20 protein-coding genes, 1 tRNA gene and 1 other RNA gene are annotated in these 26,002 nt (G+C 69.7%); 13 read left to right on the top strand and 9 right to left on the bottom strand.

Going from position 1 to position 26,002, the window contains the following annotated elements; all coding sequences use genetic code 11:
* The first annotated feature begins 27 nt into the window (after positions 1-27).
* Complete coding sequence (locus QC180_RS01375) at positions 28-1,455, top strand: WS/DGAT/MGAT family O-acyltransferase (RefSeq protein WP_278260696.1); 1,428 nt, start codon at positions 28-30, stop codon at positions 1,453-1,455.
* Here QC180_RS01375 and QC180_RS01370 read toward each other — a convergent pair.
* Positions 1,401-1,904, bottom strand: coding sequence for a helix-turn-helix domain-containing protein (locus QC180_RS01370; RefSeq protein WP_278260695.1), 504 nt, complete (start codon positions 1,902-1,904; stop codon positions 1,401-1,403). The two genes, QC180_RS01375 and QC180_RS01370, sit on opposite strands and share 55 nt — an antisense overlap.
* A gap of 265 nt (positions 1,905-2,169) precedes the next feature.
* On the bottom strand, positions 2,170-2,814 hold the full coding sequence (locus QC180_RS01365) for a helix-turn-helix transcriptional regulator (protein ID WP_278260694.1): 645 nt from the start codon (positions 2,812-2,814) through the stop codon (positions 2,170-2,172).
* 317 nt (positions 2,815-3,131) lie between these two features.
* Here QC180_RS01365 and QC180_RS01360 point away from each other — a divergent pair, with 317 nt between their 5' ends.
* On the top strand, positions 3,132-4,580 hold the full coding sequence (locus QC180_RS01360; protein ID WP_278260693.1) for a threonine/serine exporter family protein: 1,449 nt from the start codon (positions 3,132-3,134) through the stop codon (positions 4,578-4,580).
* A gap of 49 nt (positions 4,581-4,629) precedes the next feature.
* On the opposite strand, the gene QC180_RS01355 is transcribed toward QC180_RS01360, so the two are convergent.
* The 3 genes from QC180_RS01355 to QC180_RS01345 form a co-directional block, all read right to left on the bottom strand.
* Complete coding sequence (locus QC180_RS01355; protein WP_278260692.1) at positions 4,630-5,049, bottom strand: DUF5994 family protein; 420 nt, start codon at positions 5,047-5,049, stop codon at positions 4,630-4,632.
* A gap of 261 nt (positions 5,050-5,310) precedes the next feature.
* A tRNA-Ser gene (locus QC180_RS01350) sits at positions 5,311-5,398 on the bottom strand.
* A 67-nt stretch (positions 5,399-5,465) separates the two neighbouring features.
* Positions 5,466-6,428 carry a hypothetical protein gene (locus QC180_RS01345; protein ID WP_278260691.1) on the bottom strand — a complete coding sequence of 321 codons (963 nt, stop codon included), beginning with the start codon at positions 6,426-6,428 and terminating at the stop codon, positions 5,466-5,468.
* Positions 6,429-6,624: 196 nt separating this feature from the next.
* Here QC180_RS01345 and QC180_RS01340 point away from each other — a divergent pair, with 196 nt between their 5' ends.
* The 3 genes from QC180_RS01340 to QC180_RS01330 all read left to right on the top strand — a co-directional run bounded on the left by QC180_RS01340 (position 6,625) and on the right by QC180_RS01330 (position 8,696).
* A complete protein-coding gene (locus QC180_RS01340; protein WP_278260690.1) occupies positions 6,625-7,149 on the top strand; it encodes a TetR/AcrR family transcriptional regulator in 525 nt (174 codons plus the stop codon).
* A 23-nt stretch (positions 7,150-7,172) separates the two neighbouring features.
* Positions 7,173-7,267, top strand: an RNA gene (gene ffs, locus QC180_RS01335) — signal recognition particle sRNA small type.
* Between the two features lie 145 nt (positions 7,268-7,412).
* Positions 7,413-8,696: an aspartate aminotransferase type Ic gene (locus QC180_RS01330; RefSeq protein WP_278260689.1), complete on the top strand. Its 1,284-nt coding sequence runs from the start codon at positions 7,413-7,415 to the stop codon at positions 8,694-8,696.
* Between the two features lie 181 nt (positions 8,697-8,877).
* Here the strand turns inward: QC180_RS01330 and QC180_RS01325 are convergent, their stop codons facing one another.
* Complete coding sequence (locus QC180_RS01325) at positions 8,878-9,693, bottom strand: methyltransferase domain-containing protein (RefSeq protein WP_278261172.1); 816 nt, start codon at positions 9,691-9,693, stop codon at positions 8,878-8,880.
* A 43-nt stretch (positions 9,694-9,736) separates the two neighbouring features.
* On the opposite strand from QC180_RS01325, the gene QC180_RS01320 reads away from it, so the two are divergent.
* The 3 genes from QC180_RS01320 (at position 9,737) to QC180_RS01310 (ending at position 12,776) form a co-directional block, all read left to right on the top strand.
* Positions 9,737-10,315, top strand: coding sequence for an HhH-GPD-type base excision DNA repair protein (locus tag QC180_RS01320; RefSeq protein ID WP_278260688.1), 579 nt, complete (start codon positions 9,737-9,739; stop codon positions 10,313-10,315).
* Between the two features lie 106 nt (positions 10,316-10,421).
* A complete protein-coding gene (locus QC180_RS01315; RefSeq protein WP_278260687.1) occupies positions 10,422-11,135 on the top strand; it encodes a DUF8020 domain-containing protein in 714 nt (237 codons plus the stop codon).
* A gap of 360 nt (positions 11,136-11,495) precedes the next feature.
* A complete protein-coding gene (locus tag QC180_RS01310) occupies positions 11,496-12,776 on the top strand; it encodes an ROK family transcriptional regulator (protein ID WP_278260686.1) in 1,281 nt (426 codons plus the stop codon).
* Positions 12,777-12,796: 20 nt separating this feature from the next.
* On the opposite strand, the gene QC180_RS01305 is transcribed toward QC180_RS01310, so the two are convergent.
* A complete protein-coding gene (locus QC180_RS01305) occupies positions 12,797-14,422 on the bottom strand; it encodes a DUF2207 family protein (protein WP_278260685.1) in 1,626 nt (541 codons plus the stop codon).
* A gap of 284 nt (positions 14,423-14,706) precedes the next feature.
* On the opposite strand from QC180_RS01305, the gene QC180_RS01300 reads away from it, so the two are divergent.
* Together QC180_RS01300 and QC180_RS01295 are read left to right on the top strand one after the other, a co-directional pair.
* Positions 14,707-15,618 (top strand): neutral zinc metallopeptidase, encoded by a 912-nt coding sequence (locus tag QC180_RS01300; protein ID WP_278260684.1) that lies wholly within the window; start codon positions 14,707-14,709, stop codon positions 15,616-15,618.
* Entirely contained in the window at positions 15,615-16,769 is a 1,155-nt protein-coding gene (locus QC180_RS01295; protein WP_278260683.1) for a neutral zinc metallopeptidase, read from the top strand. Before QC180_RS01300 ends, QC180_RS01295 begins: the two co-directional genes overlap by 4 nt.
* 3 nt (positions 16,770-16,772) lie before the next feature.
* On the opposite strand, the gene QC180_RS01290 is transcribed toward QC180_RS01295, so the two are convergent.
* The gene (locus tag QC180_RS01290; protein ID WP_278260682.1) at positions 16,773-18,062 is read right to left on the bottom strand and encodes an ammonium transporter; all 1,290 of its coding nucleotides are present in this window, start codon (positions 18,060-18,062) and stop codon (positions 16,773-16,775) included.
* Positions 18,063-18,138: 76 nt separating this feature from the next.
* On the bottom strand, positions 18,139-18,963 hold the full coding sequence (locus QC180_RS01285; RefSeq protein ID WP_278260681.1) for a hypothetical protein: 825 nt from the start codon (positions 18,961-18,963) through the stop codon (positions 18,139-18,141).
* A 441-nt stretch (positions 18,964-19,404) separates the two neighbouring features.
* On the opposite strand from QC180_RS01285, the gene QC180_RS01280 reads away from it, so the two are divergent.
* The 3 genes from QC180_RS01280 (at position 19,405) to QC180_RS01270 (ending at position 25,860) form a co-directional block, all read left to right on the top strand.
* A complete protein-coding gene (locus tag QC180_RS01280) occupies positions 19,405-22,266 on the top strand; it encodes a DNA polymerase III subunit gamma and tau (protein WP_278260680.1) in 2,862 nt (953 codons plus the stop codon).
* A gap of 189 nt (positions 22,267-22,455) precedes the next feature.
* Positions 22,456-23,670, top strand: coding sequence for an acetyl-CoA C-acetyltransferase (locus QC180_RS01275; RefSeq protein WP_278260679.1), 1,215 nt, complete (start codon positions 22,456-22,458; stop codon positions 23,668-23,670).
* A 39-nt stretch (positions 23,671-23,709) separates the two neighbouring features.
* Positions 23,710-25,860 carry a 3-hydroxyacyl-CoA dehydrogenase NAD-binding domain-containing protein gene (locus QC180_RS01270; protein WP_278260678.1) on the top strand — a complete coding sequence of 717 codons (2,151 nt, stop codon included), beginning with the start codon at positions 23,710-23,712 and terminating at the stop codon, positions 25,858-25,860.
* The last annotated feature ends 142 nt before the right edge of the window (positions 25,861-26,002 follow it).

The raw sequence follows: 26,002 nt of genomic DNA, 5'->3' as shown, positions 1-26,002 counted from the left end.
TCTCAGGGGTGGCCTATCGTTGCTCGGATGACCAGGATGGCCCCCCGTGACGCGACGATGTTCTGGCTGTCGCGACGCGGTGCCAACGATGTGTTCCTGCTCTACGTGTTCGCCGAAACCGCCACGGCCACCGGTGAACTCCGCGCATTCGTCGCCGCGCGTTCCGCGCGCATTCCGGATCTGCGGATCCGGGTACAGGAGATACCGGGCGATCTCGACTATCCACGCTGGGCGCCCGCCGAATTCACGTCCCAGCAATTCGTGACCTCGTCGTCCGATGGTCTGGCATGGCATTGCGTGCTGGACCGAATCGGCGAACTTCTGGGTACCGGCCTCACGGCGACCGAGCATCCCTGGCGCCTGCACGTCTTTCGCGGGGTGCGCGACGCCCCGCGCTCGTCCGGGCCCGCGCTGGTCGCGGTGTTGCAGCTCTCGCACGCCCTGGCCGACGGCACCGGTGCGGCCGCGCTGGGTCGCGCGCTGTTCGGGACTTCCGAAGTTATCCACAGCGATTCCGAGCAGGCTGTGGATAACCGGGGGATCAGCCAGGCACGACCAGCGAAAACCCTGGCACAGGCTGTGGATTGGTGTGGACAACTCTGGGGATGGACCGCCAGCGGCGTGCCCGCGAGTGTGCTTGGCGCCCTGCGTTTTCCCCAGCAGGTCGTCGAAACCGTCCGGCGCGGCCGTGCCGCCGCCCTGGCCCAGCGGGAACTGGAGGCGCTGACGGCCGCGGGTGAAGTACCCGCGGCCGCAACCGGCTTCGCGCCCGGCCCGCTCAATCCCGCCGCGCCGGTCGCCGCCGACGCGCATCGGGTCCGGCTGCTCGTCGTGGACACGGACACCCTACGGATTCCCGGCTACACCGTCACTCTCATTGCGCTGACCGCGATTTCGCTGGCCTTGCCCGCCTACCTCGCCGAACGCGGCGAAGCGCCGACCCGCCTCGGAACCGCCCTGCCGATGGCAGTCCCCGCCGACGGCCGCGCGCGCAACAACTATCGCGGCCTGTCCATCGACCTGCACATCGACGAACCCGACCTCCGCGTTCGCGCCGCGCGCATCGCCGGGGAACTGGCGGCCCGCCGCGAGCGCGCGTCGAATCCGCTACTGGCCGTGCGGAATCGGGTGGGGGAGACGGTGCCCGCCGTCTTCGCCGTCCGTGATGTCGCGAACGCCGACCTGGATTCCGTGCCGCCCGCCCTCGACGGCAACACCGTCGTCTCCAGCGTCAACCGTGGCGCCGCCGATCTCGCCTTCGCGGGTGCCCCGGTGCTGTTCACGGGTGGGTTCCCCGCCCTCGGCGCGGTCATGCATCTGACCCACGGTGTGCACGGACTCGGCAAAACCGTCACGCTGTCAGTGCATTCCGATCTCGCCGCGGTGCCCGACCCGGACCGCTACCTGGCCCTGCTGACCGAATCCCTGACCACCGTGGTCGCCGCGCTGCGCTGACGTCGCCTGCCCGCCCTGGCCAGTTCGAGGCCGATGGTCTGCAGCGCGGAGTGCAGCGCCGTCGCCGGATCGGTGCCCGCCGCCTCGCCCTCGATCAGGCCGTCGACCCGGAACGGGCACGAATAGCCGGACTCGTCGGGGTGCGGATGGCCGATCTCGATGAGCGGTTCCTCGCGACCGGGGGACAGGGCCGTGGCGATGGCGGTGTCGGCGGCGCGCGGATCGTGGCGCCGGGTACCGAGGACGGCTTGGGCGTGGATGCGCTCGTACCAGGCGATCACGGCGGGTGAGGCTGCGCGCGTACCGGTTTCGTAGTGGCCGAGGGCGGCCCGGCTGTAGGGCACCCGGGTGGCCAGCGCGGTCAGTGAGAGACCGGCCTCTTCGCGTAGTTTCCGCAGCCGCGCCCCGGCCGCGCTGCTGTCGTTCCCCTGGGCGCCCCGACTGGACATGAACCCATCGTAGAGAACTGTAGACATTTGTAGACGCTTTTTGCTGTCCAAAAGGTCTTGACGGCGACCATACTTTTCCTGGCGGCTTCGACAGCACCATACCGCGCCACCCGTGCCAGTGATGACTCGTTCGGAGGGGACAGATGGAAATCTATGCGTGGATCTTGTTGGGCCTGCTCGTGTTCGGGGCGCTGACCCGCTTCCTACTACTGCTGCCACCGGACGAGCCCGCCCGGCCCAGCGTCTACGACATCGCGCTGCGGATTCAGGCCGAGCGCGCGGTTCCTGGCCACGACTCGACGGTGCCGTCGGTGCGCACCAGCTCCGAGAGGAGCTTCTCGGCGTCGGATTTCTCCCTGGCCAGGGCGCTCCAGCCGCGCACGAGCCCGTCGACCCCGGCCTTCGTCGTCCACGAGCCGACGGCGTGAGCGCCTTGGGGATGCAGCGAGTAGTAGATGACGCCGACCGGGAAGGCGATATCCATTCCGCGCATCCACCCGGTGAGCGCGTCGCCGTCCCAGACCCGCATCTCGCCGCGCACCTGCGCGACCGGATCGTCGGGCGCCGCTGGGGATTCGGCGTCGGAGTCGAGAAGCAGGTGGTCGCCTTCGTGCCGGATGGTCACCGGCGCTATCTCGACTTTTTCGCCGGAGTCGGTCGGTTTCTGCCAGGCGGCCCACCACCGCCCCGCCAGGTCGACCCGGTTGTCGACGATCCCGGCGAGCTCGGCCAGCGAGATCTGCAACGCCTCGGCCAGCCGGATGGCGACCGGCAGCGTCGGCGACTGCTCCTCGGACTCGTAGCGGGTGATCTGTCGCGAGCTCACCCCGATCGCGGAGGCCAGCGCGGGCTGCGACAGCCCGAGCAACCGCCGCCGCTCCTGGATCACCTTCCCCGTCCCGGTGTTCATACAGTCATCGCCTCCAGTCACACCCTGCACGACCCATCCGCACCAGACCCGCCGACCTCGCGCGCCGACGCCATGGCCCTCGAAGACCACTGGCGCGCCACACATGCCGACTGCGTGGCCGATTCTCCCATTTCTTCGCTGCGCCAGGCCCGTTTCGTGCTGACTCAGCACGACGGATGCGGACCGCGCTGTCTCCAGCACCTCGCCGCGACGGCCTACAGCACGGGCCTCATCGAGGACATCTGAGTGCGCACCGACACGTTGACGAAGTTGTTGCGAGACGATGAACAGCCCCGTCGCGCTACTACCGTCGAGGTATGAGCGCGGACCCACTGCCCGATGGCGAGGGCGATACGATCATCGAATCCCCAGGTCGGCGCCGCCTGTGGCCGTTCCGGCGACCGTTCATCCTGCCGTCGCAACGCGCCACCGCCGACAATATCGTCGCCGCGCCCACCCCGCTCAAGCCGATCGATCTCACCGACGACGCCGAGGTGTCGCAGGTGCTGGATCTGGCCGTGCGGGTGGGCGAGGTGGTGCTGGCCGCGGGCACCAGCGTCGGGGACACCTCGGCGCAGGTGCGCTTCATCGCCTCCACCTACGGTCTGGACAAATGCGATATCGACGTCACCTTCGACGCGATCCGTATCTGGGCCGATCGTGGCCTGAGCCTGCCGCCCGCCAGCGATATGCGGGTGGTGAAGTACCGCTCGCTCGACTTCACCCGGCTGGCGGCGGTCGACCGGTTGACCCGCCGTATCCGCAGCCAGGTCGTCCCGGTCGACCAGGCGCACGCGGCGCTCGACGAGATCGTCTCGCTGCGCCACCCGTACCCACGCTGGGTGTCCACCGCGGGCTGGTCGCTACTGGCGGCGGCCATCGCGGTGCTGCTCGGCGGCGGGGTGGTGCTGGCGGTGATCAGCTTCGCGACCACCGCGCTGATCGACGTGGTGAACCGGGCACTGCACCAGCTCGGTCTGCCGATCTTCTTCCAGCACATCGTCGGCGGGATTCTCGCGGCCGCGCCCGCCATCGCGCTGGCGGCGGTGAGCGACGACTGGCGCGCGGAGGCGGCGCTGATCGTCGCGGCCGGGATCACCGTGCTGCTCAGTGGTCTGCAATTGGTCGGTTCGGTGCAGGACGCCATCACCGGCGCGCCGATCACCGCCGCGGCGCGCATGCTCGAACTGGTGATGATGACCGGCGGCATCGTCGCGGGTATCGGTCTGGCGCTGCGGGTTTCGGTGCTGCTCGGGATTCCGGTGCCGGAGATCGCGGCCAGCGCCGGACGCGAGACCGGGTACCTGGCCGTCACGCTGCTGGCCGGTGCGGTGGCGGCGATCGCCTTCGCGCTGGCCTGTTACGCCGAGCGCCGCGCGCTGCTGGCGGCCGGGCTCAGCGGCGCGGCGGGCACGATGACCTACCTGCTGGCCCAGGACGTCGGCTTCGGGCCGGTGATCTCCTCGGGCATCGCCGCCATCCTGATCGGTATGGCCGGTGGTCTGATGGCGCGGCGCGCGCTCACCCCGCCGCTGGTCGTCGCGGTCGCGGGCATCACCCCGCTGCTGCCGGGTCTGAAGGTGTATCGCGGGCTCTACGCCCTGCTCGAGGACGAGACCCTGCTCGGCTTCAGTCAGCTGCTCGGCGCGTTCGGCGTCGGCTGCGCGCTGGCTTCGGGCGTCGTCCTCGGTGAGTGGTTCGACCGATTGCTCAGCCGCCGCGGCGCGCCCCGCGACTTCGACCCGACCTACACCAGCGACCGCTAGCGGGTTGGGCCGCCGCGGGAGCCGGGCCCGCGGCGGCGGGTCGAGGTCGCTAGAGCTGGGCCAGCGGACGCGGCCCGTCGGCGGCGATGTCGGCCGGGGCCGGGTCCTGCACGCGGGGCTTGCCCGCCGCCCAGCGCATCTGGCTGCGCGCGGCGGGCGCCTCGGTGGACGCGGGGACCACGAGCAGCGCCAGGGCGGCGCCATTGCTGCCGACCAGGTGCATGATGCGCGAGTTGGGCTCGGTCGCACTGCCGGATTCGCCCGTGTTCCAATCGAATCCGAGGCGCGCCAGCTTGCCGATGCGCGGACCGACCGCGTGCACCAGCTGGTGCAGCTCGGTCATCGGCTGATCGGTTCGCGGCCACCAGGCGCCGTCGATCGGGCCGGTGGTGCTCTGGTGGTCACGCAGCATCAACCGGATCGGCCCGGACGCGTCGCGACCGATGCTCGTTTCAGGTGCTGTATTCACTGACTGGGTTCTTTCTGAGTTCTGGGCGGTTCGACGACGAACGCGACGTCGACCGGCGCACGCCGTCCTCGGTGGACGGGCGCGATGGATGGGTACCCACTTCACTGTGTCGGCACGCACACTTCTGCCGAAGGGGCGACAGAGCGAAGGGGTGTGGTGGGGATCTCCCGCACTGTCGGGCCCACTCTACGGGTGCGCACCGACAGATCCACCGAATAAACACGCAGGGCCCCGACCGGCGAACCGATCAGGGCCCTGCGTTGGCGGAGGATAGGGGATTTGAACCCCTGAGGGCGTTAACCCAACCCGCGTTCCAGGCGAGCGCCATAGGCCACTAGGCGAATCCTCCGTGGAGCAGCATAGCGGGTGGTAGGGGGCCGATGCCAAACCGGCCCCCGCTCGGCTGCTCCGACCTGCTACTTCTTCAATGCCGCCAGGACCTTGCGGACCTGCGATTCGGCCGCGGTGGCCAGGGCGGACTTGTCCACGTTGCGCATGCTCTCCACCTCGATCTCGACCTTCACCGAGATATTGCTGTCGTGCGCGCCGACCACGTAGGTGTAGTCGTCGGGGATCGAGCTGTAGCTCTGCAGCTCGTAGGCGTAGTACGCCTCCGCACCGAGGCCGCTGACCGGGCCGTTCTCGTAGCCCGCGCCGGTGGTCCTGGTGTCGGAACTCTTCCAGCGCGAGTAGTCCGACTGGGTCTCGCTCTCGGTCTTGAACTCCACCTGCAGGGTCAGGTTCGCGCCGTTGGCGTCGCGGCCGGAGCTCTTGTTCTGCGCCGAGCAGTTGTAGGAGCCGCCGCCGATGTACTCGTAGGGGGCGTGTTCGGTGTGCGTGGTGGTCTCGCGAGTGCTCGACCACTGGTCCAGCACGGTCAGGTCGACCAGGTCGCAGGCGTTCTTGCCCTCGATGAACGCGTAGTCGCCCGCCCACTTCGACGAATCCGGGCCGAAGGCGTCCTCGGCCTTGTTGGCGGCGAAGACCACCAGGCCGATCACCAGCACGCCGACCAGCAGCACCGAGCCGCCCACGATCCACCAGACCGTGTTGTTGCCCGAGGACGGCGGCCGCGGCGGCGCGCCCCACTGCTGCTGCGGCGCCTGGTACGGCGGCGGGGCGGCGAACTGGGGCTGCGGCTGCGGGGCGCTGGCGTACGGGTTGACCGGCGGGGCGTAGGCGTTGTGGTCGCCGGTGCCCGGGTAGGGCAGGGCCTGCGGGGGCGGGGTGTAGCCGCCGTGGTCACCGATGCCGCCGCGCAGCACGGTCGGATCGGCCTGCCCGGGATTCGGCGCGTCGGCGCGGGGCTGCTCCCACCACTGCACGGTCGGATCGGATGGTGGTTTGTCGCCGCCCGGTGGCGGATTCTGGCCGGTCACTCTCGAACCCCTCCTGCGTTGGTCGGGGACTCCCCCTGTGCCGATGTCGGGCCGATCGTAACCAGTTCGCAAGAGCGGCGCCTCGGCTATACGGCTTCGTACACTGGAGATCCGGACCGTGTCGGCGGCTCGGTGTCGCCGAAAGAACGAGGTGGAGCACATCGTGGGTGCCGCGCGGACTCCCCGCACCAGATGGGTGAGCGAAGGGCTGGCGGTGCTGGCCGAATCGGGGGTCGAGGCGGTCCGCGTGGAAGTGCTCGCCAAGCGCATCGGGGTGAGCAAGGGCGGCTTCTACGGCTACTTCGCCGACCGTGACGCGCTGCTGGCCGCCATGCTCGACGACTGGGAGACCAGGGCGGTGGCCAAGGTGCTGGCGCAGGTCGCCGGGACCGGCGATCCGAAGACCAAGGCCCGCCGGGCCGGGATGCTCACCTTCTCCAGCGACCTGCTGCCCATCGACCTGGCCGTGCGCGCCTGGGCCCGCGCCGACGACGCCGTCGCCGCGCGCCTGCGCCGCGTCGACAACGCGCGAATGGCGTTGCTGCGCGAGACGATCGGGCAGATCGTCGACGATCCCGACGAGATCGAAGCGCGCTCGCTGCTGGCCTTCTGCGGCATCATCGGGGTGCACTTCCTGGCCGCCGACCACGGTGGTCGCGACCGCGCCGAGGTGCTCGCCCGCGCCGCCGACCTGCTGTTCGACCCCGCCGATCGCCAGTAGCTCCGACAACCGCTACACTGGCCGACGGATCCCGCGCGGCGCGCATCCTGTGAACTCCCCCAGGGCCGGAAGGCAGCAAGGGTCAACGGGCTCTGCCGGGTGCGCGGGGTCCCCTAATTTTCGAAGGGCTCGGCCCGATCGAAGCGCCTACGCACCTTCGCAGAGTGCGAGCCCGATCCCGCCCCGGATACCCCAGCGATTCCGAGCAACCGCCGGGTAACGTTGCGGGTACCCCACCTTGCTGCTTCGAAAGGCTGCCCAGGATGCCCCGGCAAACGCAGATCGGTTTGATGAGCCACGCGGAACTCGTGTCCGAGCACGAGTCCCAGACCGCGAATTACGCGACGCTCCAGACCGAGAAGCTCACGCTGGATCTCACCCGAGGTAAGCCGTCGCCGGAACAACTCGACCTGTCCTCGTCGCTGCTGGCCCTGCCCGGTGACGGCGATTTCCGCGACGGGTCGGGCACCGACTGCCGCAACTACGGCGGCCTCACCGGCCTGCCCGAGCTGCGCGCCATCTTCGGCGAACTGCTCGGCATCCCGGTCGAGCAGCTGCTGGCGGGCAACAACGCCAGCCTCGAGATCATGCACGACGTCATCGCCTTCTCGATGCTCTACGGCACCCCGGACTCGCCGCGCCGCTGGGCCGCCGAGGAGACGATCAAGTGGCTGTGTCCGGCCCCCGGCTACGACCGGCACTTCGCCATCACCGAGGCACTCGGCATCGAGATGATCACCGTGCCGATGCACAACGACGGCCCCGACACCCACGCCATCGCCGCGCTGCTCGCCGAGGACCCGCAGATCAAGGGCCTGTGGGCGGTGCCGAACTACTCCAACCCCACCGGCGTCACCTTCTCCGAAGAGGTTGTCCGCGAGCTGGTTTCGATGAAGGCCGCCGCGCCCGACTTCCGCCTGTTCTGGGACAACGCCTACGCGGTGCACCCGCTCACCGACACCGCCGCCCCCGTGCTCGACGTGCTCGGCCTGGCCGCCGCCGCGGGCAACCCGAACCGGCCGCTGGTCTTCGCCTCCACCTCCAAGATCACCTTCGCCGGTGCGGGCGTGAGCTTCTTCGGTGCGTCGCGGGCCAATATCGACTGGTACCTGTCGCACGCGTCGAAGAAGAGCATCGGCCCCGACAAGCTCAACCAGCTGCGCCACCTGCGCTTCTTCACCGACGCCGAGGGCGTGCGCGAGCACATGCAGAAGCACCGCGCGCTGCTCGAGCCCAAGTTCGCGCTCGTGCGCCGTATCCTCGAGGACCGGCTCGGCCCGTCCAAGGTGGCCTCGTGGACCGAGCCCAAGGGCGGCTACTTCATCAGCCTCGACGTGCTCGAGGGCACCGCGGCCCGGGTGATCGCGCTGGCCAAGGACGCCGGGATCGCGCTCACCGCGGCGGGCTCGGCCTTCCCGTACGGCAAGGACCCCGAGGACAAGAACATCCGCATCGCCCCCAGCTTCCCGCAGCTGCCGGAGCTGGAGAAGGCGATGGACGGCCTGGCCACCTGCGTCCTGCTGGCCGCCACCGAAAGGCTGCTGTGATTTGGAGCGCTGGCGCGCTCGAGTCGCGGCCCCCTGGGGGGCCGCCGGTCAGGCACCGTTGCTTGCTCCTTCGTCGCGTACGCAACGGCGCCTGACCGGCGACCCGGGCCGCGACCGGCCACTTCGTGGCCGCCGCTCCTCGGGGTCGCGGGTGCGGGGCTGGGTGGGCGGTCGGGTTGGGCTATGGCTTGTGTGCGAGTACGCCGAACAGGGTGACCGAGATGTGGATGTCGCCTCGGTCGGCGCCCGCGCGTAGGTCGGTGAGGAGCTGATCGCGTTCTTCGGCGGTGATCGTGCCGCGGAGCACGGCCAGGTCGGCGATGCGGCTGACCAGCGCGCCCGCGCCTACGGTGCGGTCCTGGACCAGAGCTTGGGAACCCACCTCGTCGACGACCAGTCCGGCGTCGCTGAGCAGGCCAGCGAGTCTGCGGCCGGACAGGGGATTGGTGGTCGAGGAGATCAGGGTGTCGATCACGGCGCGCACCACGCGGGGGTCGCCGGGGTGCACGATGGCCGTGGCCCAATCGCTGTCGACCACCACCGCGCGGCCGCCGGGGCGCAGGACGCGGGCGATCTCGGCGGCGGCTCTGGCGGGGGCGGTCAGGTGCTGGAAGGCGCGTTCGCAGAGTACGGCGTCGAAGGCGTCGCCGCCGAAGGGCAGGCCGTAGGCGTCACCGGAGACGAAACGCGCGGTGGAGCCCTCGTCGGTGGTCCTGCGCTCGGCCGAGGCCAGCAGGTTCGGGTCGGGTTCCACGCCGATGGCGGCGCCGGTCGGGCCCACCGCGTCGGCGAAGGCGAACACCTCCGAACCGGTGCCGGAACCGATGTCGAGGGCGCGTTCGCCGGGGCGTAGCGCGAGCGCGTCGTGGCTCCAGGCGCGCAGGCTGCGCATCCCGGGCTGGGTGACCTCCAGATCGTGGGCGTCGACGAGTTGGTCCTTGCCCGCTTGATCGAAACGGTCGGGACGGGGGGTGTAGTTGGTCATGGGTACCGCCATCATGAACTCAGAGGCTACTGGTGAAATGTGTCACGATGAATGTATGACTCGTACGCTGTGTCTGGCTCAGGAACCCGAAGCCGACGAACTCCTGAGTAGCGATGATTTCGCGCTGCTGCTGGGAATGTTGCTCGACCAGCAGTATCCGATGGAACACGCGTTTCGCGGGCCCCGCAAACTCGCCGAGCGAATGGGCGGATTTGACCTGCGCCGCATCGCCGAGGCCGATCCCGCGGAATTCGAGGAACTCGCCGCCACGCCCCCGGCGATCCACCGCTACGGCCGCTCGATGGCGCGCCGGGCCCAGGCGCTGGCCCAGTACGTCATCGACCACTACGACGGGGTGCCCGCCAACATCTGGACCAGCGGCGATCCCGATGGCAAGGAGGTGCTGCGCAGGTTGCAGGACCTGCCGGGCTTCGGCGCGCAGAAGGCCAAGATCTTCCTGGCACTGCTGGGCAAGCAGCGTGATGTGCGTCCCACCGGCTGGCGAAAAGCGGCCGGTTCCTACGGTGACGAGGGCTCGCGACGTTCGGTCGCCGACGTCGTCGACGCCGAAACCCTCGCCGAAGTACGGGAATTCAAGAAACAGGCGAAAGCGGCGGCGAAAGCCACCGGCTGAAATTCCGGGTTCCGATCTCGCTGTTTTTATCCCTCGTCCCGAGCGCGGTTCTGCTCGAAGCTTGCTTCTCGAACAGCTCCACCACAGATGAGGGATTGGCACGTTTATGAAGATGAGGAAGCTCGCCGTGGTTGCGGCGCTCGTGACCCTGGCGACCGGTGTTGCCGCGGGCACCTCCTACGCGGACCCGGCCGCCGAGGCCGCCGCCCCGATCAATTTCAGCGCCCAGGAAGTCAACGGCACCTCGGTGATCACCACCGACGCCGGTTCGCTGGTCGTCGAGGAGGGTGCCTTCAAGGTGAAGGCGGCCGACGGCACCACGGTGGCGGCCACCCCGCTGTCGTTCCGTCTCGACGACTTCGAGCTGCCGATCGCGGCCGAGATCTCGGGCAACAAGGCCGTGCTGACCCCGCAGCTGGACCCGGCCAAGGCCGTGTACAAGCCGGTTGCGCTGCCCTTCGAGGACAAGGCCCCTTGGAAGTCCGAGTACGACCGTGAGCAGGCCGCCTGGAGCCGTCTGACCTCCACCATCTCCCTCGGTGCCGCGGTCGGCGCGCTGGTCGGTGGCATCGGTGGCGGCGCCGTCGGTTGCGTCCTGGGTGGCATCGTCGGCGCGACCGTGGCCTCGGCGACCATCGTCGGCCTGTTCGGTCCGTTCCTGCCCGCCGCCGCGATCGGCTGCATCGGTGGCATCCTGGCCATCGGTAGCCTCGGCGCCCTGGCGGGTCAGATCCTGATCGCGGCTCCGGTCGCCATCGGTGCGGCGATCCAGTACATCACCACGATCAACCAGCCCTTCACGGCTCCGGCTACCAAGTAGTCACCCACATCGTCAGCGCCCCCTCCGGAGCACCGGAGGGGGCGTCGTGATGTCCGGGGTGTCCGTATTGCGCCCGGGTCACAACCAGCTGACCTGCGGATATGGTGTGCCGCACAGCACAATCCGCCGGTTCCGCTTGGATGGGTGCGAATTCGGTGTTAACTTGATTGTTATGTCCGGCAACCATCCCCTCGCAGCGCGGGTCACCTACGTGACCGCCGCTCTGGGATTGCGTCTGCCGTTGACCCGCGAACTGTGTCGTTCCTGTCGCTGCAGCTGAGTCTTTTCGGCTCGCGTGCTGCCAAGCCACACGTGTAGGCAATCCCGTTGCGACAACGGGATTTCAGCAAGGAACTTCATATGTCTGCTCCCACCATCGACCGCCCCCTTTCTCGGGCGGGTGCCGGTCGTCCTCGTGTCTCCCGTCCTGTCGTAGCGCCTGAGCTGCGCCGCAGCGACAACCCCGCCGCCGCCGTGCTGCGCACCGCCGCCTCCGGCCCGGTCTCGCGCGACAATGCCGCGCGCACAACAGGTCTGAGCATCGCGACGGTGAACCGGCAGGTCGCCTCGCTGCTCGCCGCCGGTCTGCTGCGCGAGCGCCCCGACCTCACCGCCGCCGGTGCGGTGGGCCGTCCCCGGGTGCCCTTCGAGATCGACCACGAGGCCTACCTGACCATCGGCATCCACATCGGTGCCGCCGCGACCAAGATCGTGGCCGCCGACCTGCGCGGTCGCATCCTCGGTGGACTCGCCATCGCGACCCCGCAGACCGGCCAGGATTTCGCGGTCACCACCGTGGCCCGCAGCGCCAAGGCGTTCCTGCAGCGCTGGCACAAGCGCACCCCGCTGTGGGCGGGCGTCGCGATCGGTGGCCGGGTCGACCCGCACACCGGTGTCGTCGACCATCCCAAGCTGGACTGGAAGGGCGCTCCGCTCGGCCAGGTCCTCGGTGACGTGCTCGAACTGCCCGTCTCGGTGGCCCCGCACGTGGAGGCCATGGCCGCCTCCGAGCTGCTGCTGCCCACCTTCGACGCGCGCCGCCCCGAGCCCGACACCGAACTGCCCGCCACCCAGCACGGCTCCAGCCTGTACTTCTACGTCCGCGAGACCGCGGGCATCGCCGTCACCCTCGACGGCCGGGTGCACACCCCGAGCAACGGCCCCGGTTCCATCGCGCACCTGCCGACCGGTTCGGACGTGCAGTGCACCTGCGGCCGACGCGGCTGCTTGGAAGTGACCGTCGGCGACCGGGCCCTGCAGGCGCGCGCGGTCGGCCGCGGCATCATTCCGGCCTACAACGGCACCGTGGGCACCACCATCGCCGATCTGTACCGGGCCGCCGAGTCCGGTTCCGAACCGGCGCGGGAACTGCTCGCCGAGCGCGCGACCATGCTCGGTCAGACCGTGGCCCTGGTGCGCGACATGCTCAACCCCGACCGGGTGGTCCTGGGCGGCCAGGCCTTCACCGGCTACCGGCCCGCCCTCGGCCACGTCGCGCGGGCGTTCACCCAGAGCACCCAGCTGCCGCCCACCGACATCCGGATCAGCGGATTCGGCGGCAAGGTACAGGAATTCGCCGCGGTGGTCACCTCGCTGAGCGCGCTCTACGCCGATCCGCTGGCCGCCATCCGCCGGGTGTAGCACCCGGCGGACGGGGGCGCTCAGCGTGGGTTGAACGCCCCTTCCAGGGCCGTGATGAAGAACGGGAACTGCGACGCGAAGCGGTGCAGGTCGCGGTCGCGGTCGTAACCGGCGAACCAGTACAGGCCCGGCTGTGAGTCGGCCGACGGGTCCATGTCGCGGAAGGTGCGCACCCAGTTGTCGGCGCGGCCGTTGATCACCGTGTAGGGCAGGGCCCGGGAGAACACCGTCTCCTGGTCGATCGGCGGAATCTGCGCGCGGGTAACGGCGTCCAGGCCGCGCTGCATGGCGCGGATGCGACCGACGGTGGTGTCACCGAAGGTGGTGCGGGTGGGCAGGTAGTTGGGCAGCAGCATCGCCGCCCCGCCCGCCAGCGCGATGGCGACGCCGACCAGCGCGTGTCCGGAAGTGAGCGCCAGCGCCACCGTGGTGACGACGCCGACCGCGATGAGGGCGGCGCCGATCCAGCGCGGCAGCGCCCGCTGCCTCGGGTCGGCGAAGGCGCCGGTGAGCACGGCGTCGGCGCGCATGGCGGCCCGGATCGGTTCCAGCTCAACGCGTCCCGGCGCGCGCAGTTCGCGCACGGCGACGGTGTCGGTGCCCTCGGGCAGCAGCATGTCGTAGACGACGCGCTCGTAGTCGCGCAGCTGGTCGTCGGGCGCGTTGACGCGGCTGATCCGCCAGTCGTCCTCGCCGCGCGCGTTCACCGGCGCGATCCACAGGTAGCGGCGTACCGCGAGATCCACGACGGTGGCGGCGATGTCGACCGGATCGACCTGTTCGTCGAGCAGCAGACCCGCCTCGCCGGGCAGCACGCCGTCGGGGGTGGTGAAGTCGACCCGGCCGCCCTGCTGGGTCAGCGGTTGGAAGGTGTCGTTGCCCGCGACGGCCGCGGCCGCGCGTTTCCGGGCGAACAGCACGTAGGCCACCATCGCCGCTAGCGCGGCCAGCAGCGCGCCGAAGGCGGCGAAGACCGGCGCGGTGAACGAGAACGGACCCGCGGCGCTGCCGTCGCGCACATCGGCGTTGGCCGGGACGGTGCCGGGGGGCATCTGCAGGGTGAGGTCGATCGCGTCACCCTTGCGCAGATCGGTCTGGGTCAGATACAGCACACCGTCGGGTTCGGTGTGCACGTCGGCGCACGGTCGGGCATTGCCCGCCGGACCGAGTTTGCAGTCGACGATGCCCATTTGATAGCTGGGGCTGATCACCGAGACGTCCAGCGCGGCGATATCGGCGTTGAGGACGCCGAGCCAGTGGAACACCTGGGTGCCGGGGGCGTCGGCGACGGTGTTGTGCACCGAGTAGGTGAACGTGGATTCACCCGGCTTCGCCTCGACGACGAACTGGTCGTTGGCCGTGGTCGCGGTGCCCGCGCCGGTCGCGGTGACATCGGTGACCTTGAAAACCCGCTCCACGTCGTCGTCGATCTGCACGCGCAGCGGCAGCGACATCGTGAAGTTGCCGTCGGCGGGAACACCGACGGTCTCGGTGACGCGGAGCACACCGTCCTCGGTGAGGGTGAGGTCGGCGGTGATCGTGACACCGGCGGGCGCGGGCTGCGTGTGGGCTACCGGCGCGGCCGCGAGCAGACCCGCCGAAGCGAGTAGCAGCGCGCTCGCGGCGCCCCCCCGAAAAGTCAGCATGGCTGCTTACTCTAGACAGCTTGCTATCCTGCGTCAGCGGCTGTCGGCGACGAACTAGACGAGGGGGTACGGGGGACGTGACCCAACCACCGTACGGATATGGCCCGGCAGGGCCTGGTGGACGTCGGGTTCCGCCGCCTCCCGGCTATGGACCGCCGCCGGGATACCGCCCACAACCGGGCTACGGTCCGCCACCGGGTTATCAACAGCCGCAGGGTTATCCCCAGGGTTATTCGCCGCGCCCCGCCTCCTACGGTCCGCCGCCGGGTTACCGGCCCCCGCCGATGCCCTACGGTCCGCCGGGCAGGCCGACGCCGCCGCCGCGCAAAGGTGGCGGCCGTTTCGTCTCGCTGCTGCTGGTGGTGATCATCGCGGTGGTCAGCATTCTGGTGCGCTACGCGGTGCGCAACGGCATCGACATCGGCTCGGTGGCCGTGGGCCCCAAGCCGAGCACCACCTACTCGCCCGAGCCCGGCACCGCGCCCGCCAAGACCGGCGACAACCCGCTGCTGCTGGACGCCAACGGCTCGCTGGTGCCCGCCTCCTGCGACTACTCGCCGTGGGGCACCCAGGTGGACAAGGCCCGCGCGTTCTTCGAATCCGCCGCCACCTGCCTGGACGCGGCGTGGAAGCCGTTGCTGACCGACAACGATCTGCCCTTCGAGTCGCCCAAGCTCAGCGTCACCGCGACCACCGCGGGCATCACCACCCCGTGCACAGGCTCGACCAGCAACTTCGCCGCCTTCTACTGCGCGGCCAACAAGACCATCTACATGCCGATCAGCCAGTTGCAGACCGACATGTTCAAGGACAACTGGGTCGTCTACCTCTCGGTGTTCGCCCACGAGTACGGCCACCACATCCAGGCCCAGTCGGGCATCCTGCGCAAGGCCAACAGCGAACGCGTCGACGTGGGCGCCCGCTCGGACAAGGGCCTCGAGCTCTCGCGCCGGGTCGAGTTGCAGGCCAACTGCTTCGACGGCATGTTCATCGCCTCGTCCAAGGGCGGCAACTCGCTCACCGCGAGCCAGGTCACCCTCGCCACCAAGGACGCCTACGGGCGCGGTGACGGCCCCGGCGACATGCGCGACCACGGCACCTCCGAGCACGGCGGCCAGTGGTTCGAGGCCGGACTCGATCGCAATCTCACCGCCCAGTGCAACACCTTCATCGCCAGCGCGAGTGATGTGAGTTGACCGGTCCGCCCGGACCGTACGGTGGTCCGCCGCCCGGCTATCGACCGCCGCCGGGCTATCCCGCGCCCTACGGCAGGCCGATGCCGCCCTACGGGCGCCCGGTCCCGCCGCCGTACGGGCGCCCGGCCTATCCGCGTCCGCTGCCGCCGCCGTACGGCTATGCGCCGCACGGGTATCGGCCGCCGCCGCGCGGTGGTGGCTCGGGAGTGCTGGGTGCGGTGCTGACGATCCTGGTCGTGGTCGGTGTGGTCGGAGCGCTGCTGGTCGCGGTCGGCGTCTCGGACAACTCGACCGACACCGTCGCGCGCACGACCCCACCGAGTTTCACCTACACGCCCTCGTATTCGCCCGCGCCGACCACGAATCCGGTCACCACCACCCGGGCGACGACCTCCGCGCGCACCACCGTGCCGACCACCACCAAACCCGCTGGCCCGCAACCGGTGATCGCCCTGGGCCAGCACCCGCTGTTCCGCGACGACGACTGGGGCCTGAGCAACCTGGACTGCGATCTCCCGCGCTGGGCCACCGACGCCGCGACCGCACGCGCCTTCTTCGCCGCGGCCGCGACCTGCCTCGACGACATGTGGCGACCGAACCTGGCCGCCGCGAACCTGCCGTTCAGCAGCCCGGGACTGGTTGTCGCCGAGAACAAGTCGCAGCTCTCGTCGCCGTGCGGTACCGCGTCGAGCGACGCGTTCTACTGCAGCGCCTCGGCCACGATCTACATGTCGACCGCGGAACTGCTCAACTACCGCACGCCGTTCCCGCCGATGGAGGCGCTGTCGATCTACGCGCACGAGTACGGCCACCACATCCAGGGTCTGACCGGCCTGTTGCAGGCGGCGTCGAATCAGCGGCGGGACCAGGGCACCATGTCGGCCGGTGGACTGGAGGCCTCGCGTCGGATGGAGTTGCAGGCCAGCTGTTTCGGCGGCATGTTCATCGGCTCGGCCGAGGCCGGTGGTTCCTACACGCCGCAGGAGAGTTCCTCGGCGATCAAGAACCACTACCAGCGCGGTGACGGCAACGGCCGCCACCGCGATCACGGCACCCCCGAACACAACGGCAACTGGTACAACCACGGCTACACCAAGAACCGCAATTTCGAGTGCAACACCTGGCTGGCCCCGGCCGACGAGGTCAGCTAGCGCTCAGTGCGGGCGGCCCTGGCCGAAGTGGCCCTCGCCGAAGCGCCGCGGCGAAGTGCCGTGCACGCCTTCGGCATAGGCGGTCTCGGCGTGCAGGGCGAAGTCGATGCCGGAGGTCTCGTCCTCCTTGCTCACCCGGAAGCCGATGACCTTGTCGATGCCCTTGCCCAGCGCGAACGACACCGCGAAGGCGTAGGCCGCGACCACCAGCACCGCCAGGATCTGCTTGCCCAGCTGGGCGAATCCGCCGCCGTAGAACAGGCCGTTCACGCCGTCGGTCATCACCTCGGTGGCGAGCAGGCCGATCAGCACCGTGCCCACGATGCCGCCGACGAAGTGCACGCCGACCACGTCGAGTGAATCGTCGTAGCCCGCCCTGTGCTTCCAGCCGACCGCGAAGGAACACACCACACCGGCGGCCAGACCGACGATCACCGCGCCGAGGGTGTTGGTCACGCCGCACGACGGGGTGATCGCGACCAGACCGGCCACCACACCCGAGGCCGCGCCGAAGGTCGTCGGCCTGCCGTCGCGGATCTGCTCGACGATCAGCCAGCCGAGCATGCCCAGGCTGCCCGCGATCAGGGTGTTGAGGAAGACCGCGGCCGCGGCACCGGTGGCGCCCAGCGCCGACCCGGCGTTGAACCCGAACCAGCCGAACCACAGCAGACCGGCGCCGAGCAGCACGAACGGCAGATTGTGCGGGCGCATCGCGTCGATGTTGAAGCCGATGCGCGGGCCGAGCACCAGGGCCAGCGCCAGCGCGGAGGCGCCGGAGGCGATTTCGACCACCAGGCCGCCCGCGTAGTCGAGGGCGCCGAAGTTCAGCAGCCAGCCGTCGGGTCCCCACACCCAGTGCGCGATCGGCGCGTAGACCGCCAGCGTCCACAGCGGCACGAACGCCATCCAGCCCGCGAACTTGGCGCGGTCGGCGATGGCGCCGGAGACCAGCGCGGCGGTGAGGACGGCGAAGGTGAGCTGGAAGGTGACGAACAGCAGCTCGGGGATGGTGCCGCGGACCGAATCCGGGTTGATCCCGGCCAGCCCGGCGTGGCCGAGGTCGCCGATCAGGCCGCCGCCCGCGTCGTCGCCGAAGGCCAGGCTGTAGCCCGCCACGATCCACACCACGGTGACCAGTGGGATCGCGATGAAACTCATCATCAGCATGTTCAGCACGCCGGTGGAGCGCACCATCCCGCCGTAGAAGATGGCCAGCGCCGGGGTCATCAACAGCACCATGGCGGTGGCCGCGAGTAGCCAGGCGGTGGCCGCGGGATCGATCGTCGCGGGCACGGTAACTCCTTTCACGCGGAATGCGTTGCGAGGAAATTACCGAATACTCACCGGTACCCGGCGGAGCGGAGGGGGTTCAGGCGCGATTTTCCTTCGCCAGGGCCTTGGCGCCGCGGCGGCCGGGAAGCGGCAGGTCGTCGCTGTCGGCCAGCCATTCGGCGGTGGTGAGCCAGCGTCGCTGGGCGTGCGCGTCGGCCACGTCGAAGAAGACGCGGCGGCCGCGATCGTCGCGGGCATCGCGCGAGAGCACCGCCCAACTCGGCGGCCTGCCCTTGCTCGCGGTGTACTCCACGACGAAACCGGCGACGAGTTTGCCGATGGTGTTGACCGGTTTCTGCGAGACCCGGTTGCCGTACTTGGTGGTGTGCCAGCGCCGGGCCGGGCACAGCGAGCCCGGACTCGCGCTCGAGGCGATCCAGCCCGCCCGCTGCGCGCGCTCGATGAGCCACAGATGCTTGACCGCCGAGGGTGCGATCTCGCCGACGCGTTCGGTGATCAGGTCGGTGATCGCCGGGTCGGCGAGCACATCGCGCCTGGTCGGGCCGATGTCGTGGGCGGCCCAGTGGGCGGCGGCGAGGCGGGCCAGGATGCGGCCGAACTCGTCGATGCTGCGCTGGGCGCGGCGGCCGAGGCGCTCGATCCGCTCGGCCTCGCGGCGCATCTCGTTCTGCGCGGTGAGGGTGCGGATGGCGGCCATCGTCGGCACCTGCCCACGTTCGAGCAGTTGCAGGATGGCGGCCGCGGTCGCCGGGTCCGCCGCGGCGGCGACGGGCAGCGAATCGCGTTTGATGTCGTAGTCCTGGGGGCTGATCGCCCGGCTCAGCAGGCCGACCGCGGCGTTGTCGCCAGCGAAGTCGGTGTGGGCGAGCCAGGCGGCTGCGATGTCATCACACGACAGCACGGTGAAACGTTCCTCCGGTCGGCGGTGGGGGAGCGATACGGTGCGTGAAGGTTGTGCCCCGGTCGGGATGAGGGACCGGCCGGGGTCACCAACCTGATGAAGGTTTGGCCACCGAAGTTGCCGAGGACAACGGTAGCCAGCCACTTGCGCCGCTGTCACGACGATTGACTGTTTCGTTACCTCCAGATTGTGGGTCTTAATCGGGGAATGGGTTTGTGGATGTGCGATAACCAGGTTTGATTGCTGTTTCGTATGGTGTCCTGGTTGCCGTGGACACTCGATTGCTCGTCTGTTGCGCGGTGGCAGGCAGGTTTTCTCGGACATCTCCCGACATGCGGTGTTGGTGTGATGTGTATCACAACGATGGTTCTCGGACGCGAGGCCCAAGGGGCCGAGAACCACGCGGCGCCAGCCGCCGATAGACACAGGTAGCCTTTGGCCGTGGCTCTGTACCGGAAGTATCGACCGGCGACGTTCGCTGAGGTAGTGGGTCAGGAGCATGTCACCGACCCGCTGAGTACCGCGCTGGACACCGGACGGATCAGTCACGCGTATCTGTTCTCCGGTCCGCGTGGCTGCGGTAAGACGTCCTCGGCGCGCATCCTCGCGCGCTCGCTCAACTGCGTCGAGGGGCCGACCTCGCGGCCGTGCGGGGTGTGCGCCTCGTGTGTGGCGCTCGGGCCGGGTGGTGCGGGCAATCTCGACGTCATCGAGCTCGACGCGGCCAGCCACGGTGGTGTCGACGACACCCGTGAGCTGCGCGATCGCGCCTTCTACGCGCCCGCCGAGTCGCGCTATCGCGTGTTCATCGTCGACGAGGCGCACATGGTCACCACGGCCGGGTTCAACGCGCTGCTCAAGATCGTCGAGGAGCCGCCCGCCCACCTGATCTTCATCTTCGCCACCACCGAGCCGGACAAGGTGCTGCCCACCATCCGCTCGCGCACGCACCACTACCCGTTCCGGCTGCTGCCCCCCGCCACCATGCGTGGGCTGCTCGGCAAGATCTGCGAGCAGGAGAGTGTGCCGGTGGAGGAGGCGGTGTATCCGCTGGTCATCCGTGCCGGTGGTGGTTCCCCGCGCGACAGCCTGAGCGTGCTCGACCAGCTGCTGGCCGGGGCCGGGCCCGACGGGGTCACCTATCCGCGCGCGGTCGCGCTGCTCGGCGTCACCGATATCGCGCTGATCGACAATGCCATCGACGCGCTGGCCGCCGACGACGGCGCCGCCCTGTTCGGCACCATCGACAGCGTCGTGGAGGCGGGCCACGATCCGCGCCGCTTCGCCGTCGACCTGCTCGAGCGCCTGCGCGACCTGATCCTGCTGCGCGCCGTGCCCGACGCCGCCGACCGCGGCCTGGTCTCCGGCCCCGGCGACGTCCTCGAACGCCTGCGCGACCAGGCCGAACGCCTCGGCCCCGCCACCCTCACCCGCTACGCCGAACTCCTGCACGACGGCCTCGGCGAAATGCGCGGCGCCACCGCCCCCCGCCTCCTGCTCGAGGTCATCTGCGCCCGCATGCTCCTCCCGTCGGTCTCCGACACCGAGTCCGCCACCCTCCAACGGCTGGAACGCCTCGAACGCGGTCTCGCCAGCGGCACGATCCCCCCCACCGCCCGCCCCTCCACCGGCGAACCCCCCTCCGCCACCCCCACACAACCGACCGACCAGCCGTCCCCCACCCCACCCGCCGCCGGAAGCCGCCGCCGAGGCGCCGAACTCCTCGCCGCCGCCCGCGCCGAAAAGGAAGCCGCCACCGGCACCCCCAAGGCCTCCACCCCACCCCCGCCACCGAGCACGCCCACGCCTCCGGCCGCCCCCGCTACGTCGCCGTCGAGCGCGCCCGCATCTCCGGCTGTCGACCCGGCTTCGTCATCGAGCGTGCCTGCGTCTCCGGCCGCTGCCCCCGCTCCGCCGCTGAGCGCGCCCGTGTCTCCGGCCTCCGATCCGACTCCGGCGCCGAGCGCCCCCACGCGCCCGGCCGCCGCCCCGACGTCGCCGTCGAGCGCGCCCACGTCTCCGGTCGCCGCCTCGACTCCGCCGTCGAGCGCGCCCGCGTCTCCGGTCGCCGCCCCCACTTCGTCGCCGAGTGCGCCCACGACCGCCGCCACCGAGTCCTCGGCGCCCGTGCCCTCCGGACCCGCAGCCTCCGGACCTGCGGACTCCGCTCCGGCGGAACCGGCTACCACGGCGTCTGTGGCCAATTCGGCGTCCACGACCCCCGAATCCGCTGCGACGACGCCCGCGCCGGAACCGGCCTCGCGCCCCAGCGCGGCCGATGAGCCGACCGCGCCGCCGGTTCCCGAGCCGTCGGCGCCAGCCCCATCGGAGCCCCTGGGGTCGCCGCGCCAGCAGTCGGGTGTCCCATCGGAAACCGGTGCGGGTCAGCCGGTTCCGGATGCGCCCCTGACTGGCACCGCCGCCGCGGCGACGACGCACTCCGCGCCGGAAGCGCCGGAGGCCCCGCACTCAGCGCAGCAGCCGCACGCACAGGCGGTGCCACAGCCAGCATCGGCGTCGCGCGAGCAGCCTGCGCCGCGGCCAGCGTCGGCACCGCAGCCGCAGCACCCGGTGCCTGCGTCGGAGTCGCACTCAGCGCCGCAGGCCCAGCGTGCCCCCGAGCACGCGGAACCGGAGGTCGCCGCACCTGCCGAGGATCTGATCGCTGTCGTCGATGCGGCCTGGCCGGACATCAAGGCCAAGGTGCGGGAGTTCGGGCCGACTCTGCAGGCGCTGCTGTCGGGGGCGGCGGTGTCGCGGGTCGACGGGGACGTGATCGTGTTCGCGCATCAGAGTCCGCCGTTGGCGCAGCGTTTGTCCGATCAGCGCAATATCGACGCGGTGCGGTCGGCGGTGCGGGCGGTGCTCGGGCGTGAACTGGGTGTGCGCTGGGAGACCGGGGCGCCCGCGCCGCGTCCGGCGCCGCAGGCCAAGGCCGCGGCGCCGAGGGGGGCGGCGGGGGAGAACAAACCCGCCGCGCGGCCGAAGTTCTCGCGGCCGAGCCAGGCCAAGGGCGGGTCCTCGGGGGCGGCGCGTCCGGCCGACGACGACATCCCCCCGCCGGACTTCCCCGACCTGCCCGACGACCCGGGCCCGGAGGACGGCTACGGCACGCAGAGCCCCCGCTCGGGCGGCGATTCCGGACGGGCCGAGGCCGCACTGGCCCCGCCCACGCCGGAGGAGGAGCAGGAGATGCTGGCCGCCGCCGCGGTGCCGGTGGCTCCCGGTGACCGGCAGGACCCGGACGAGGTCGCCCTGGCGTTGCTGCGCAACGAGCTCGGAGCCAAGAGTCTGGATGGTTGACAGCCACCCGTCAGACCACGTTAAGTTAACCGGAGTTCGCACACCACGGTAGTATGAACGGGTGGCCGGGAACACCGGATGGGCATGGTTCTATGCTCCGCTGGTGCTTGCCGGGATTTGTACGGCGTCGAGACAGCTGGTCGTGGCGTTCGTGCGGCCACCGCACCCCTAGGAAGGAAACACTCCGATATGACCACAGAGGCCTACATCTACGAGGCCATCCGCACTCCGCGCGGCCGCGGCAAGAAGAACGGCTCGCTGCACTCGGTCAAGCCGATCGATCTGACTGTTGGTCTGATCCAGGAGCTGCGTGGCCGCTTCCCCAACCTCGACGAGGACCAGATCTCGGACCTGATCCTGGGTGTCGTCACCCCGGTCGGTGACCAGGGCATGGACATCGCTCGCGTCGCGGTGACCACCGCGGGTCTGCCCGACACCGTCGGTGGCTTCCAGCTCAACCGCTTCTGTGCTTCCGGCCTCGAGGCTGTGAACCTGGCTGCGCAGAAGGTTCGCTCCGGCTTCGACGATCTCGTCATCGCCGGTGGCGTGGAGTCGATGTCGCGCGTGCCGATGGGCTCCGACGGCGGCGCCTGGGCGCTGGACCCGGCCACCAACTACGACGGCTACTTCGTGCCGCAGGGCATCTCGGCCGACCTGATCGCCACCATCGAGGGCTTCTCCCGCGATGACGTCGACGCCTACGCCGTGCGTTCGCAGGAGCTGGCCGCGAAGGCCACCACCGGCGGCTACTTCGCCAAGTCGATCGTCCCGGTCAAGGACATCAACGGCCTGGTCGTGCTCGACAACGACGAGCACATGCGCCCCGGCACCACCGCCGCCGACCTGGGCAAGCTGAACCCCTCCTTCGCCGGTATCGGCGAGATGGGTGGCTTCGACGCCGTCGCGCTGCAGAAGTACACCTACATCGAGAAGATCAACCACGTCCACCACGGTGGCAACAGCTCGGGCATCGTCGACGGCGCCGCCCTGGTGCTGATCGGTTCCGAGGAAGCGGGCAAGAACTCGGGTCTGACCCCGAAGGCGCGCATCGTCTCGACCGCCACCTCCGGTGCCGACTCGACCATCATGCTGACCGGCCCCACCCCGGCCGCGAAGAAGGCCCTGGACCGCGCCGGTCTGACGATCGAGGACATGGACCTCGTCGAGATCAACGAGGCGTTCGCCTCCGTGGTGCTGAAGTTCCAGAAGGACCTCAACGTCCCGGACGAGAAGCTCAACGTCAACGGCGGCGCCATCGCGATGGGCCACCCGCTGGGCGCCACCGGCGCCATGATCACCGGCACCGTGGTCGACGAGCTGGAGCGCCGCAACGCGCGCTACGGCCTGGTCACCCTGTGCATCGGTGGCGGCATGGGTGTTGCCACCATCATCGAGCGCGTCTGATCCCCGGCCGACACTTCTCATAGGAGAGAACGAAAAACTATGACTGACAACATCATCGGCTGGGAGAAGGACGCCGACGGCGTGGTCGTCCTCACCATCGACGACCCCAGCCAGGGCGCCAACACCATGAACGACGCGTACATCACCTCGATGGCCGCGACCGTGGACCGCCTGGAGGCCGAGAAGGACGACATCACCGGTGTCGTCATCACCTCCGGCAAGAAGACCTTCTTCGCCGGTGGCGACCTGAAGAACATGCTCAAGGTCGGCCCGGACGACGCGGCCGAGGTCGTGCAGATGCTCGAGGGCGTCAAGGCCCCGCTGCGTCGCCTCGAGCAGCTCGGCAAGCCGGTCGTGGCCGCCATCAACGGTGCCGCCCTCGGCGGTGGCCTCGAGATCGCGCTGGCCACCCACTACCGCGTCGCGGCCGACGTCAAGGGTTCGGCCATCGGCCTGCCCGAGGTCTCCCTTGGCCTGCTGCCCGGTGGCGGCGGCGTGACCCGCACCGTGCGCATGCTCGGCCTGCAGAACGCGCTCATGCAGGTGCTGCTGCAGGGTCAGCGTCACCGCGTCACCAAGGCCAAGGAAATCGGCCTGATCAACGAGGTCGTCTCCTCGGTCGAGGAGCTGCTGCCCGCCGCCAAGGCGTGGATCGCGGCCAACCCCGAGGCCGCCCAGCCGTGGGACAAGAAGGGCTACAAGATCCCCGGTGGCACCCCGTCCACCCCGGCCTTCGCGGCGAACCTGCCCGCGTTCCCGGCCAACCTGCGCAAGCAGATCAAGGGCACCAACATGCCCGCCCCGCGCGCCATCATGGCCGCGGCGGTCGAGGGTGCGCAGGTCGACATCGACAACGCGCTGACCATCGAGGGCCGTTACTTCACGAGCCTGCTGACCGGTCCGGTCGCGAAGAACATGATCCAGGCGTTCTTCTTCGACCTCAACCACATCAACGGTGGTGGCTCGCGTCCCAAGGACGTGCCCAAGCGTGAGATCAAGAAGATCGGCGTCGTCGGCGCGGGCATGATGGGCGCGGGCATCGCCTACGTCTCGGCCAAGGCCGGGTACGAGGTCGTGCTCAAGGACGTCGAGCTCGCCAACGCCGAGAAGGGCAAGGCGTACTCGGAGGCCATCGAGAAGAAGGCCCTCTCCCGTGGCAAGACCACCCAGGAGAAGTCCGACGCGCTGCTGGCTCGCATCACCCCGACCGCGGACGCCGCCGACTTCAAGGGCGTCGACTTCGTGATCGAGGCCGTCTTCGAGAACCCCGACCTCAAGAACAAGGTCTTCCAGGAGATCGAGGACATCGTCGACGCCGACGCGCTGCTCGGCTCGAACACCTCCACCCTGCCGATCACCCTGCTGGCCGACGGTGTGAAGCGCTCCGAGGACTTCATCGGTATCCACTTCTTCTCCCCCGTGGACAAGATGCCGCTGGTGGAGATCATCAAGGGCGAGAAGACCTCCGACGAGGCGCTGGCCCGGGTGTACGACTACACCCTCGCCATCAAGAAGACCCCGATCGTCGTCAACGACAGCCGTGGCTTCTTCACCTCGCGCGTGATCGGTACCTTCATCAACGAGGCCATCGCGCTGGTCGCCGAGGGTGTCGACCCGGCCACCGTCGAGCAGGCCGGTCTGCAGGCGGGCTACCCGGCCGCGCCGCTGAAGCTCAGCGACGAGCTGAACTTCACCACCATGCAGAAGATCTACAAGGAGACCGCCGAGGCCATCCTCGCCGACGGTGGCGAGCTCAACGCCGCCGCCGCGAAGACCGCCGAGGTGCTCGACACCCTGGTCGGCAAGTACGACCGCAAGGGCAAGGCGGGCGGCGCGGGCTTCTACGACTACGTCGACGGCAAGGCCACCGGCCTGTGGGAAGAGCTGCGTGGGCTCTACAGCACCAGCCGTGAGCTCCCGGAGGGCTACACCTTCCAGGACCTCAAGGACCGGATGATGTTCGCCGAGGCCATCGAGACCCAGAAGTGCTTCGACGAAGGCGTGCTCACCAGCACCCAGGACGCGAACATCGGCTCGATCTTCGGCATCGGCTTCCCGGCCTGGACCGGTGGCGTGCACCAGTTCATCGTGGGCTACCCCGGCGGCCAGGAGGCCTTCGTGGCCCGCGCCGACGAGCTGGCCGCGAAGTTCGGCCCCCGCTTCGAGGTCCCGGCCTCGCTGCGCAAGTAAGTCCCTGACGGCGCCCACACAGCGCTGATCAGCCCCGACAGCCCCGTCTCGCACACCGCGAGGCGGGGCTGTTCGGATTTCGTTGGGCAGCAACCCTGTATCGAATCTCCACCCGATAGATGCCGGATCGCGCTAGCTTGGA

This window comes from Nocardia anocheti (assembly GCF_029675105.1).
In the GTDB taxonomy this organism is placed as follows: Bacteria; Actinomycetota; Actinomycetes; order Mycobacteriales; family Mycobacteriaceae; genus Nocardia.
Note: the sequence above shows the minus strand (reverse complement) of the source record. Positions and strands in the feature narration are given on the sequence as shown.

Coding starts and splice junctions, on each gene's coding strand:
- QC180_RS01375 (WP_278260696.1), top strand. CDS start 28: ATGACCAGGATGGCCCCCCGTGACGCGACGATGTTCTGGCTGTCGCGA.
- QC180_RS01370 (WP_278260695.1), bottom strand. CDS start 1,904: ATGTCCAGTCGGGGCGCCCAGGGGAACGACAGCAGCGCGGCCGGGGCG.
- QC180_RS01365 (WP_278260694.1), bottom strand. CDS start 2,814: ATGAACACCGGGACGGGGAAGGTGATCCAGGAGCGGCGGCGGTTGCTC.
- QC180_RS01360 (WP_278260693.1), top strand. CDS start 3,132: ATGAGCGCGGACCCACTGCCCGATGGCGAGGGCGATACGATCATCGAA.
- QC180_RS01330 (WP_278260689.1), top strand. CDS start 7,413: ATGCCCCGGCAAACGCAGATCGGTTTGATGAGCCACGCGGAACTCGTG.
- QC180_RS01325 (WP_278261172.1), bottom strand. CDS start 9,693: ATGGCGGTACCCATGACCAACTACACCCCCCGTCCCGACCGTTTCGAT.
- QC180_RS01320 (WP_278260688.1), top strand. CDS start 9,737: ATGACTCGTACGCTGTGTCTGGCTCAGGAACCCGAAGCCGACGAACTC.
- QC180_RS01315 (WP_278260687.1), top strand. CDS start 10,422: ATGAAGATGAGGAAGCTCGCCGTGGTTGCGGCGCTCGTGACCCTGGCG.
- QC180_RS01310 (WP_278260686.1), top strand. CDS start 11,496: ATGTCTGCTCCCACCATCGACCGCCCCCTTTCTCGGGCGGGTGCCGGT.
- QC180_RS01305 (WP_278260685.1), bottom strand. CDS start 14,422: ATGCTGACTTTTCGGGGGGGCGCCGCGAGCGCGCTGCTACTCGCTTCG.
- QC180_RS01300 (WP_278260684.1), top strand. CDS start 14,707: ATGCCCTACGGTCCGCCGGGCAGGCCGACGCCGCCGCCGCGCAAAGGT.
- QC180_RS01275 (WP_278260679.1), top strand. CDS start 22,456: ATGACCACAGAGGCCTACATCTACGAGGCCATCCGCACTCCGCGCGGC.
- QC180_RS01270 (WP_278260678.1), top strand. CDS start 23,710: ATGACTGACAACATCATCGGCTGGGAGAAGGACGCCGACGGCGTGGTC.